The sequence below is a fragment of the Acinetobacter sp. RUH 2624 genome (assembly GCF_000162375.2).
In the GTDB taxonomy this organism is placed as follows: domain Bacteria; phylum Pseudomonadota; class Gammaproteobacteria; order Pseudomonadales; family Moraxellaceae; genus Acinetobacter; species Acinetobacter nosocomialis.
In genome coordinates this window covers 935,521-948,007 of the sequence record NZ_KI391939.1, presented here as the reverse complement: position 1 = coordinate 948,007, position 12,487 = coordinate 935,521, and the positions used below count along the sequence as shown (strand labels likewise).

The following is a 12,487-nucleotide window of genomic DNA, read 5'->3' as shown; positions in this document are numbered from 1 at the left end:
ATCTTTATCTAAAATTATTTTTTAACGGGGGTAATATCAAGATATTGCCAGCTTGTATTTATCATCGGGTGAGGTTTAAAACCCTGAACTTGTGGCCGTATCAACCAATTGCGAATTCGAGTTACATGAATGATCCAAGGATTGTCTGCTTCAATCTGGCGATTAAGCTTTTCATAATATGGTAGACGTTGTTGCGGTGGTAAATGAATGGCCTGAGTATAAAGAGCATCATATGTTTTAGACTGATAACAGGCATGGTTTCCCTGCCCAGCATTTGGTCCATATAGTAATTGTGCAAAATTATCTCCTTCGGGATAGTCAGCAATCCATGCCCCACTCCAGATCATATATTTACATTGTGTCGCGGCTTTTAAGTTATCTGCAAAATTACTTACTTTAAAGTCAGCACGAATGCCAATCGCATCTAAATTTTTTTTCCAGAGTTCGGAAAGAATAACTGCAGCTGAGCTATTTTCATTATTAATTTTTAAAACTAAAGGCTTGCCATTTGGTAAGGTCCGATAGCCATCAGCTCCTTTTTTATAACCATAATAATCAAGTAGTTTATTTGCTAACCGAGGATTATATCCTACGCTACTTTTATACTTTGGGTTATACCCGTTTACACCTTCAGGTATAAACATTTCTGCTCTAACTGCCTGACCTTTATATGCCTGTTTTATGCTTTCTTTTTGGTCATAGGCCAAAGTAATTGCGCGACGAAGTGCAATTTTTTCTGGACTAAAACCACCAATAACCGGATCACGCATATTCATCATGGTATAGGTCATTTCAGGTTCTTTATATGGAAAGTGTTTAATTCCTTTTTTTTGAAAAGAAGCTTTAAGTTGATTGCCATCTAACGCTTGAGGAACGGCATCTGCCGTAAGTTTGTCAAAATCTAATTGACCCGATTGAAAGGCTAACCATCTTGATTGTTGTTCTTCTATAATGCTCACTACAACTTTGCCAATTTGTGGCATTTTCTTTCCAGACATTTCTTTAACAAGCTGGTTATCCCACGGTGTTCCTGTTGACTTAAAATTCCAGACAAAACCACGATAATCAGGATTGGCAACCAACTCGACCTTACTTCTTGGAACATATTTACTTAACATATACGGTCCGGTACCCACTGGATGCATACCAATACGATCACCGTAATAGTCAACAACCTCTTTAGCAACGGCCCCAAAAGCAATATAAGCAAGAATATAAGGAAAATTATAGTCTTGGCGAGTTAACGTAAATTGGAGAGTATATCGATCAGTCGCTTTAAGCCCTGCAATTGGGGCGGCATAATCAAACTTTCCAGTTTTCTTTGCTTGAGCTACCACTGCATCGGCACCCAGCAATTTTCCATCCAGAAAAGAAACAGAAGGTGCTCGATTTTTAGGGTCTAAAATACGCTTAATTGAATAAATATAATCTTCGGCCACTAACTCACGGCGTTTGCCTTTAAAGGCAGGATCATCTGTAAAATAAATCCCTGGCTTAATTTTAAATATATAAACTTTACCGTCTTGCTCAACCTTAGGCATGCTTTCAGCCGTATAAGGAACTAATTGTAATGGACGAGCTAAATAATCATATTTGAGTAGTGGTTCAAAAATAGCTTCAGCAATACTAGCACTATAGAAATTGGTGGTTTTAACCATGTCAAAACCGTCATCTGGTGCTTCATAGGCAACATGCAAAATCTTGTTTGGTTGTGCTGGCGTAATTGCATAAGCACATGGAATTGAAGTAATAGCCAAACTTAAAATGGCGAGCTTAAAAAATTTTAATTTCAAGTTCATATCCACATAACTAATTTTTTTAAAAGATATTAACCTTTTGAGTAACATCTAAATCCGCATAAGAAAAGTTCTTTTTTCAGCAGATAGGCCTATTTGGGATTTGGAATTCACTTTCCTTTATCATCTTTTTATTTGATCAAATGGAAAAATAAATTCAAGTACCCAGAGTTTTGTAACTACTGAATATAAAGCGAATTTCATGCCATCTATTGGTATTCATAATAAAATATTTAAGATTATTCGAAATTCATATTTTTATTAGGTACTTAAATCCGTTTGAACTATATAAATAAAAGTTACTTTTTGCCAAATATTATATTTGTATATGTTAATCATTTAACATCTTAAATGCACAAAAAAAATACATTGATGATTTATTATGCATCATATTAATTCATTTATACCAAATAAAAAATATAAATTTAATTATTTGATATTTAAATAAAATTATGTGAAAAAATCTTACAGAAAATAGTATAACATTACATATAGTAAAGTTCTAAAACGATACATTTTTATTTATTAAGTATGTGAAGTGTCCATTAATGTATATTTTTTATACAAATAAATTTGAAACTTTTAGCCAATATAAAAAAATTTGCCAAACGGAAAATTTATTTTTCATCAAAACAAATAAAGACTCTGTCTTCAAACATAATAAAATCAATATTTATCAGTATTTTGCATAAACTAAAAAAAGAAAAATATATAGTTGGCACTTGCTTTGCTTAAAAGCATTACAGCAATATCGCTAACTACAACAAAAAGGGATCAAGTCCACGATGAAAAAAAAATACAATGTTCGATCTCAGGTAACCCCCAAGATCGGCAAGACAATACTTAAATTAAGTACCCTTAGTTTAAGCATGATGTGTCTTACCATGGCACAAGCAGCAGAAACTGAACAAACAAGTAATGATGACAAACCAGCAAAAGTTGTAAAAGTTGCCGTTACAGGCTCTTCAATCAAAGGGGTTGCTGCACAAAGTGCTTCACCAATTACCGTTGTAAAAGTTGATGAAATTTTAAAACAAGGGGTAACTTCAACTGAAGAAGCATTAGCTAAAATTAGTGCAAACCAATCAAACTTCGTAACTGCTAGCAACGTGGGCGCTAGTAAAACTGTGGGGTCAGCAGCAAACCTAAGAGCTTTAGGGGCAAACAAAACTCTTATTTTACTGAATGGTCGTAGATTAGCTGCCAATGCATACGATAGCGGAGTAACCAATTTAAATATTATTCCACTCGCTATGTTAGACCGTATTGAAGTTTTACGTGATGGTGCTTCTTCCATTTATGGAACAGATGCAATCGGTGGGGTTATCAACTTCATTACTAAAAAGCAGTTTACGGGTCTTAACTTAACTGCTGGGTATCAAAAACCAGAAGAAAAAGGTGGAGATCAACAAGACTACAGCATTTTCGGCGGTTTTGGTGACTTAGAGGAAAATGGCTATAACGTTTTTGGAGTTGTCGATTACCGAAAAGGCGATGATGTCATGGCCCAAGACCGTAAAGTCAGTCGACGTGGAGGCATATTACCTGAATTAGGTGTAAATAAAACCAGTAGTGGTTCATTCCCAGCCAATGTTCCAGGTTTAGGCAATCCTTATGCATCTATAGGTTGTAGCAATGACCCTCTAGTCAGCAGTCCTGATGGCAAAACTTGTAGATATAACAGCCAGGCTGTTATTGGAATTGTTCCAAAAACAGAAGATATTTCTGTAATGGGCCGTGCTACTTTTAAACTCAGCGATAATTTTAATGCAATTGCTGAATATTTATATGCAAGAAATGAGGTTACCACTTCAGTAGCACCAGATGTATTCTTTGATTTAACACTAGATCCTAGTAGTAAATATTATCCAGGAAATGGCATAACTCCTGCTCTTGCTGGTGCAACGGGCCCTATTGATCTTTATTTACGTTCACAAGCTGGTAATCGTATCAGTAATAGTATTAATCAGTCACATCGAATATTTGCCGGTATTGAAGGTGAAACTCATGGCTGGGATATCAATTCAGGTGTGACTTATGCGCATAGTAGTGCCTCTGATGCTATCTTGAGTGGCTATTTAAACTATGACAAAACTCAAGAAGCTTTAAACAATGGCACCTTAAATCCGTTCGGACCGCAAAATTCTGAAGATGCTGGTGTATGGGATCAACTAGGTGTGAAAGGCAAATATCTAAAAGCCAACTTAGATACTACAACTGTCGATTTCACTGCAAGTCGACCTATTTTCAAACTACCAGCAGGTGATGTCGGATTCGCCGTTGGGGCAAGCTATCGTTATGAAGATTGGACTTCAAAGGTAGTTGCAGATGTTGCTCGACTAGCTCCTAGTACAGGTACTGATCCAGACGAACCAGAAAACAAGGGCGATCGTAATATCAAATCGGTATTTACCGAATTTCACATTCCACTGCACAAAACTTTAGAAGCTCAAATTGCTGCTCGTTATGATGACTACAATGACTTTGGTGATACGTTCAATCCAAAATTTGCACTTCGTTGGGAGCCAATTAAACAGTTAATGTTCCGTACCACTTATAGTACTGGTTTCAGAGCTCCTACACTTTGGGAAGTTAATGGCCCGAACTCAGTAACGAATACAGGTGCGACATATGATGACCCAGCACTTTGTCCTGGAGGAGTTGTACAACCTGGTGGTAAACAAGAGCGCGACTGTAATATGCAGTTCAAACGCCAAAATGGTGGGAATAAGAGTTTAAATCCAGAAGAGTCTAAATCTTTTACAGCGGGCTTAGTATTTGAACCTGTGAAAAATTTAGCCTTCACTCTTGATTACTTTAATATAGAAGTGGATAAGCAAATTGCTACTCTATCCGAAGCGGCTATATTTGCAGATCCTGTGAAATATGCAGACAAATTTGTACGTAATGCTGACGGCTCACTAAATTATATTATTACTACACAACAAAATTTAGGCGGCATTAAAACATCTGGTTTTGATGTGGGCTTAAGTTGGGTTTCACCAATGACAGCCACAGGCCGATTTGGTTTCAATATTGATGGTACATATATCACTGACTACAAATATCAAGCAGAACCAGATGGTGACTGGAAAGGTGTTGCAGGGTCATATAGCGGTTTAGATTATCAATCGATTATTTTGCGCTGGAAACATACCGCAAACCTGAACTGGAACTACGAAAACTGGGCTTTAAACCTACAACAAAACTTCTCTCGTGGTTATCAAGATCAAAATGCAAATGATCAAAACCATAGAGTAAGTGACTATACAACCTACAATATTTCAGGAACTTACAAAGGATTTAAAAATCTAGAGTTAACAGCAGGTATTAAAAATATATTTGATGAAGATCCACCTGCTTCTAACGTAATTGATAACTTCCAAATGGGTTATGACCCACGTTACGCAGATCCTTTAGGACGTACTTACTTTGTACGAGGTACATATAAGTTCTAAATGGTTGTTCTGCAAATATAACTGTCAAAAGTTAGTTTGCAGAACAAATACTCATTCTTAGCCAAACAGTCATTTTAAAAAATTGTTTGTCTACAGTTTCAGGAGTAACTATGGGCATGACTTTTACAGACATAGAAAATAAATCTGCCAAACGCCTTATTGGTATTGCCGCAGTACTTTTTCTGCATCTTCTTGTTGCCTATATTCTGATGTCAGGTTTAGCAAACAATATTCAAAAACCAGCAGAAAAACCTGTGGAATTACAAATTATTCAGGATATTAAACCGCCTCCTCCACCAAAACCAGAGGAGCCAAAACCTAAGGAAAAACCACCGGAGCCGCCAAAAATGGTCGAAAAGGTTGCCAAGGTTCCTGAGCCGCCTAAACAGGTAGAAAAAGTAACGACACCGGTACAAAAAACTACTCCGGTAGCTCAACCGACTAAAGTCGCTACTCCGGCTCCTGCTGCACCTAATACTCCTTCTCCGAGCCCTGTTGCTGCACCCGCTCCAGTGGCGGCTGCTGCACCAGCACCTAAACCAACTGGCGTGACTCGTGGCGTTTCAGAAGGTTCCGCAGGTTGTGAAAAACCGGAATATCCTCGCGAAGCACTGATGAATGAAGAACAAGGTACGGTGCGTATACGTGTTTTAGTTGATACATCCGGCAAAGTTATTGATGCCAAAGTGAAAAAATCGAGTGGCAGTAAAACCTTAGACAAAGCGGCAACTAAAGCTTACAGCTTATGTACATTCAAACCAGCAATGAAAGATGGCGTGCCTCAGCAGGACTGGTATGAAATTGAATATCCATTCGTAATTGAATAAACAATTGAATTAGTAAGAAATTAAAAATATTGGAGATAACACGATGAAAAAATCAACTCAACCACTAGTACGTTTCGCTTCTGCAAGTTTAATCGCAGCATGCTCACTGCTCCCATTAAGTACAGTTTTTGCAGAAGAAACCAGTAATACTCCTGTTGCAACAGCAACTACTGAAGCGACTTCAAACGCAAGTACTCCTACTCCGCCTCCAAAGCCGGCAACGAGTGAAACTGTTAAGAACCCTTATGGTCTAGAAGCTCTTTGGCGTGAAGGTGATTTAGTTGCTAAATCTACCCTATTCATACTCGTACTTATGTCTATTGGTACGTGGTACATCATTGTCTCTAAATTCTTACAACAAGCAAAAGTAAAACGTCAAGGTAAAGAAGCAGAAAAAAGTTTTTGGGAAGCCACTTCTCTTGATAATGCCACTGATGGTTTGGAACAAAGTAGCGCATATCGTTTTATTGCGGAAAAAGGTATTAACTCAACTAAATCACACGGCGGTTCATTACTTGAACGCATTGACTTTAATACTTGGGTCAGCATTTCAATACAACGTGCGATTGAAAAAGTACAAAACCATTTAGGTGGAGGTTTAGCCTTTCTAGCAACTGTTGGATCTACTGCACCTTTCGTGGGTCTATTCGGAACAGTATGGGGAATCTATCACGCGTTAACTGCTATCGGGATTTCAGGTCAAGCATCGATTGATAAAGTAGCAGGACCAGTTGGTGAAGCACTTATTATGACTGCTATTGGTCTTGCAGTTGCAGTACCGGCTGTACTTGGTTACAACTGGTTGACTCGACGCAATAAAGCAGTAATGGAAAACGTCCGTTCATTTGGTTCAGATTTACATGCAGTTTTATTAAGCGGTGAAATTAATACTAATAATTCAGTTAACCGCAGCATTAAATAATAAGGAGCAAACATTATGGGTATGAGTGTTGGTTCTGAAGATGATGACGAAATGATTGGAACAATTAACACGACACCTTTGGTGGACGTCATGTTAGTTCTACTTATTATTTTTCTTATTACTATTCCGGTAGTTACTCATACAGTTCCGGTGAAACTACCAGAAGAAAAGAATACGCCGTATGCAACCACCCCTGAAAATATTCAACTCTCAGTCAATAAGAAAGGAGATATTTTCTGGAATGAAAGTTATGTACCAAATAAAGAAATTTTATTAGCGAAATTACAGGCTGTGGCGCAAAAAAGACCGCAGCCAGAGGTACATATTCGAGGAGATCAGCTTACCCATTTTGAAGCGATAGATCAGGTCATTAGTACGACCAAACAAGCTGGTATTGGCAAAATTGCCTTTGTTACTACACCTCCAGCCACCCCGTAATGATTTTAAGGAGAATTTTATGGGTATGAATGTCGGTTCAAATAATGATGACGATGTGATGTTGGAAGTCAACATGACACCGCTTATTGATGTCATGTTGGTACTCATTATTATGTTTATTATTACCATACCTGCACCAAACAACGCGATTAATATTAATTTGCCAAATGGCACACCGCCACCAACAAATGAAAAGCCACCTGAAGTGATTGATGTAAGAATTGATGCAACAGGCAAAGTATTTTGGAATAACCAAGCGGTTTCGGACCGAAAGGCACTAGAGACTTTATTTCAAGGTGTTGTTGCAAAAAAAGATCAAGACCAGATCAAACTCAAACCAGACCAGATGGCTGAATATAAAAATGTAGCGATGGTTATGGCTACAGCACAGCGTTTAGGTGTTACTAAAATTGGAATTGTAAGTAGCAACTAGTATTTCTTTTAATTTATATAGCTCCATTATCTCCAACGCTAACTTGAATTTTCAGTTAGCGTTTTTTTGAAGTATCCTCCACTTTAGACTCAGCAATAGAATATACATTTGGTGCAACATAGTCCTTTTGAGAATCATCTAATGATAATTTTGCGCATAGAAGCCAATTCTCACGATCGAGATTTTTTAAGTTAATCAAACTTGAAATCCTTTATTTATAAATTCACACCTTATCTGTAAGCACAAAATATACCGAAAATAAAAAAAGCCTCCGAAGAGGCTTTTTTTATAACAGGTTTAAATTAGTCACCTGTATAACCTTTTAATTTTAAGCGAGCAGCGTGTAGTAACGGTTCAGTATAACCTGAAGGCTGTTCACAACCTTTAAAGATAAGGTCTGAAGCTGCTTGGAAAGCAATATTCGTTTCAAAGTTAGCTGCCATTGGTTTATACAATGGGTCATTCGCATTTTGCTCATCAACAATTTTTGCCATGCGTTTAAGCACTTCTTCAACTTGTTCACGAGTCACAATACCGTGACGTAACCAGTTCGCAACGTGTTGAGAAGAAATACGTAATGTTGCACGGTCTTCCATTAAACCCACGTTGTTAATATCAGGAACTTTTGAACAACCTACACCTAAGTCAACCCAACGAACAACATAACCTAAAATACCTTGGCAGTTATTTTCAAGCTCATTATTGATCTCTTCTGCTGACCAGTTTGTATCAGGTGCAAATGGAGGTGTTAACAAGTCGTCTAATGACAACATTTCTTCAGCTTTTAGCTGATCTTGACGTGCTTTTACATTTACTTGATGGTAATGCATCGCATGAAGTACAGCACCAGTTGGTGATGGAACCCAAGCACATGAAGCACCAGCATTTGGATGAGCAGCTTTAGTTGCCAACATATCTTTCATGCTGTCTGGTTTTGGCCACATACCTTTACCAATTTGAGCTTTACCTTGTAAACCACATTTCAAGCCAATTGCAACGTTACGGTTTTCGTAAGCAGCAATCCATTTTTGTGTTTTAACAGCTTCTTTACGAACAACTGGTGCAGCTTCCATAGAAGTATGGATTTCATCACCTGTACGGTCCATGAAACCAGTATTGATAAAGATAGTGCGATCTTTAGCAGCAGCAATACAGTTTTTCAAGTTTACAGATGTACGGCGTTCTTCATCCATAATACCGATTTTTAGAGACTTCGCTGGTAAACCTAGTGCTTGCTCAGCACGTTCAAATAACTCTACAGCAAATGCAACTTCTTCAGGACCATGCATTTTTGGTTTAACAATATACATAGACCCTTTACGAGAGTTTTTATTTTCGTTCGTACTACGGATATCAGCAACTGATAACAATGGAGTTACCAATGCATCCATAATACCTTCGTAAATTTCTTCACCATCTACTAAAATCGCTGGATTCGTCATTAAGTGACCTACGTTACGAAGTAACATAAGTGAACGACCATGAAGTTTTGTTGTTCCACCAATTAAGTTTTTAATCTCGCGGTCTTTGCTTAACGCACGAACAATTGTTTTACCATTCTTTTCGATAGATTCTTGAAGTGTACCCTTCATTAAACCTAACCAGTTACGGTAACCTTCAACTTTTTCTTCTGCATCTACAGCTGCAACTGAGTCTTCAAGATCTTGAATTGTTGTAACCGCCGCTTCGAGTGTTAAATCTTTAACACCTGCTAAATCAGTTTGACCAATTGGGCTATTCGCATCAATTTCAATAATGACATGCAAACCATTACTTAAAAGTACTACTTCTGAAGGATTTGCTTCTTCACCATTGAAACCAACGAACTGGGCTTCATGAGCTAAACCTGTTTTAGTACCATCTTTTAAAGTCACAACAAGTTTGTTTTGCTCAATTGCATATTTAGTTGCATCAGCATGTGAACCTTCTGCAAGTGGGAAAATTTCATTTAAGAAATTTTTAGCAAACTCAATCACTTTAGCGCCGCGCACAGGGTTATATCCTTTCCCTTTTTCAGCACCACCTTCTTCTGAAATTACGTCAAAGCCGTAAAGTGCATCATATAAAGAACCCCAACGTGCATTTGCTGCATTTAAGCAATAACGTGCATTACGTACAGGCACTACTAACTGTGGGCCTGCTAATAATGCAATCTCTTCGTCTACGTTTTCGGTTGTAATCTGGAAATCTTCAACTTCTGGTAATAAATATCCAATTTCAGTTAAAAACGCTTTATAAGCACCTAATTCAAATTTGTTATTACGGTGCCACTCATCAATTTTTGCTTGTAATTCATCACGCTTAGCCAATAATGCTTTATTTTTTGGGCTAAGATCGACAACAACTTGCTCAAAGTTCTTCCAGTAAGTTTCACTATCTAAACCAGAACCTGGTAAAGCTTCATTTTCGATAAAATCGTAAAGTTCTTTAGCAATCGCTAACTTGCCTTTTTGAATACGTGCAGTCATTGTCTTTCCTGAAGTTGCTACTTTTTATACCAAGAGAAACCTAGTATACCGATTTAAATTAAGCTGAATACTAATATCACATTCCTAAATAGTAAGCATTTTCTCTTGCAAAACTATTGACAAAGATAAATTTTTCTATATAGGAAAATATTAAAATTCTAACTAGGTTTCTCAACAATTTATTCAATATTGAAAGATACTGAAACTAGACTTTTTGTTAACAGACAAAAAATTTCACTATCTTATTTTTTCTAAAGCGTATTTAGTTATATCAAACTTTGCACAATGAAAAAGTATTATTTAGCTAAATTTATCTATTTTTGTTGTAAAAAAAAGCGCTCAATTTAGAGCACTTTTCCTATCTAATGCCTTAAGAAGTTTTAGTCGCATCAATATGACGATGCTCAGAATGCAAATACTCATCTGATTGCATTTCTAATAAACGGGAACGTGTACGCTCAATCTCAAAAGCCAATTTCTCACCTTGATAAATATCAATAATACTGTCTTGAGAAGTTAAGAGTAATTTCACACCACGATCATAAAACTCATCGACTAGATAAATAAAACGACGGGTACCTTCTGACAAGAAGTCAGTTAAGTGCGGCACATTGCTCACCAGAACTGTATTATAGATATTGGCAATTTCAATAAAGTCTGCAGGACTACGCGGCTTTAAACAAAGCTCAGAGAACTCACACCATAAAACATCTTCTGTGTGACCTAGTGTTTCAACAACACGGTTATTAATCACAATTGGTTCATGAGAATTTGTTTGCGTTTGAGTTAAAGCACTATAACGCTCTGCGATCCAGTTTTGAGCTTCATTGCCCAGTGGTGATTTAAACAATTGAGCTTGTTTTAAAACACGTAAACGGTAATCCACACCCGCGTCTACATTTAAAACGACACAGTTCTTTTTGACCATTTCAATTGTGGGAATAAAACGATCACGGTGAATCCCGTTTTTATATAAACCGTCTGGTGCAATATTTGAAGTTGCAATGAGTGTTACACCGCGAACAAATAACTTCTGGAATAAATCACTCAAAATCATTGCATCTGTTACGTTTGACACGAAAAACTCATCGAAACAAATAACAACAGCATCTTTATAAATTTGATCAGCCACGATATCAAGTGGATTACGTTGACCAGAAAGTTTATTTAATTCTTTATGTACATGTTGCATAAAGTGATGGAAATGCATACGTGTTTTACGGCGAAATGGCACAGACTCATAAAATTGGTCCATAAGCCAAGTTTTACCACGTCCTACACCACCCCACATATATACACCTTTTGGAGAGGTTTGACGGCGAAAACGACGAAAAGCTTTTTTAGAAGCTTTATAACGATTTAAAAGTTCTTTCCATACACGATCTAATTCTTGCACTGCCTGTGCTTGTGCTTCATCTGCCATGAACTGGCCTGAAGCCAATGCCTCAGCATAGCGCTCTGCTGGGGAAGAAGGAGTAAATGCAGTACTATGAGAAGATTTTAAATTTAACATATCATTTTATTTCAATTTTAACTTAAGAGAGTATAGCGAACATTTTGTCCGACCACATTAGCTTTTAGCATCAAGAGTTATGCTCAGTAAAACTCTTTTCCATATTGCCGAGGGCTCTGTCCAAACCATCTTTTAAACGCATGATTAAAAGCGGCAGGTTCAGAATAACCAAGTGCTTCTGCAATAACTTCAATTGAATACTCTTTATATTCCATAAGCTTAAGCGCCTTATTCTTGATAATCTGTTCACGAATTTGTTTATAACTCGTATTAAGCTGCTGCAATTGATGCCTTAATGTCCTTTCAGGCATTTTTAAAGCAAAAGCGGTTTCCGCCATGCTCGGGATAATTCCTTGTTGTAGCTCTAAATAATCTTGCACATATTGAATAATAGGTGGTATTAGATGATCTTGTTCATTTAATCGTTTAATTTCTTTAATACATTTAGCTTCATAGATACGATGAGTAATAATATCTGCTGAAGGAATTTTTATATCAAGTACATTCCTACTTAGGCTAAATGCTGCATGTGTAGAATGGCTTTGTTGCATAAACATTCAAAAGCTGAGTTCTCCCCAATCCATTCAAATTTAAGACACAACTTGGGTGCGAGGTCTACCTAATTCCGTAAA

Annotated in this window: 9 protein-coding genes and 2 pseudogenes; 6 read left to right on the top strand and 5 right to left on the bottom strand. The window is 37.1% G+C overall.

Going from position 1 to position 12,487, the window contains the following annotated elements; genetic code table 11:
• Window positions 1-14 precede the first annotated feature (14 nt).
• A complete protein-coding gene (locus HMPREF0014_RS11180) occupies window positions 15-1,805 on the bottom strand; it encodes an ABC transporter substrate-binding protein (protein WP_006580795.1) in 1,791 nt (596 codons plus the stop codon).
• Between the two features lie 142 nt (window positions 1,806-1,947).
• Here HMPREF0014_RS11180 and HMPREF0014_RS25915 point away from each other — a divergent pair, with 142 nt between their 5' ends.
• The 6 genes from HMPREF0014_RS25915 (at window position 1,948) to HMPREF0014_RS11155 (ending at window position 7,874) form a co-directional block, all read left to right on the top strand.
• Window positions 1,948-2,061 (top strand): hypothetical protein, encoded by a 114-nt coding sequence (locus HMPREF0014_RS25915; protein WP_102990548.1) that lies wholly within the window; start codon window positions 1,948-1,950, stop codon window positions 2,059-2,061.
• A gap of 520 nt (window positions 2,062-2,581) precedes the next feature.
• Complete coding sequence (locus HMPREF0014_RS11175; protein ID WP_004887451.1) at window positions 2,582-5,254, top strand: TonB-dependent receptor; 2,673 nt, start codon at window positions 2,582-2,584, stop codon at window positions 5,252-5,254.
• A 110-nt stretch (window positions 5,255-5,364) separates the two neighbouring features.
• A complete protein-coding gene (locus HMPREF0014_RS11170; protein ID WP_004887453.1) occupies window positions 5,365-6,081 on the top strand; it encodes an energy transducer TonB in 717 nt (238 codons plus the stop codon).
• 43 nt (window positions 6,082-6,124) lie between these two features.
• Complete coding sequence (locus HMPREF0014_RS11165) at window positions 6,125-7,003, top strand: MotA/TolQ/ExbB proton channel family protein (protein ID WP_004887455.1); 879 nt, start codon at window positions 6,125-6,127, stop codon at window positions 7,001-7,003.
• 15 nt (window positions 7,004-7,018) lie between these two features.
• On the top strand, window positions 7,019-7,441 hold the full coding sequence (locus HMPREF0014_RS11160; RefSeq protein WP_002050154.1) for a biopolymer transporter ExbD: 423 nt from the start codon (window positions 7,019-7,021) through the stop codon (window positions 7,439-7,441).
• Between the two features lie 19 nt (window positions 7,442-7,460).
• Window positions 7,461-7,874: a biopolymer transporter ExbD gene (locus HMPREF0014_RS11155; RefSeq protein WP_004709090.1), complete on the top strand. Its 414-nt coding sequence runs from the start codon at window positions 7,461-7,463 to the stop codon at window positions 7,872-7,874.
• 73 nt (window positions 7,875-7,947) lie between these two features.
• Here HMPREF0014_RS11155 and HMPREF0014_RS0206265 read toward each other — a convergent pair.
• The 4 genes and pseudogenes from HMPREF0014_RS0206265 to HMPREF0014_RS11140 form a co-directional block, all read right to left on the bottom strand.
• A pseudogene (locus HMPREF0014_RS0206265) lies at window positions 7,948-8,073 on the bottom strand (GNAT family N-acetyltransferase); the annotation flags it as partial.
• A 103-nt stretch (window positions 8,074-8,176) separates the two neighbouring features.
• Window positions 8,177-10,342, bottom strand: coding sequence for a malate synthase G (locus HMPREF0014_RS11150; protein ID WP_004887457.1), 2,166 nt, complete (start codon window positions 10,340-10,342; stop codon window positions 8,177-8,179).
• A 370-nt stretch (window positions 10,343-10,712) separates the two neighbouring features.
• Entirely contained in the window at window positions 10,713-11,855 is a 1,143-nt protein-coding gene (gene zapE, locus HMPREF0014_RS11145) for a cell division protein ZapE (protein WP_002050256.1), read from the bottom strand.
• 83 nt (window positions 11,856-11,938) lie between these two features.
• Window positions 11,939-12,394 (bottom strand): annotated as a pseudogene (locus HMPREF0014_RS11140) (helix-turn-helix transcriptional regulator); the annotation flags it as partial.
• Window positions 12,395-12,487: the final 93 nt, after the last annotated feature.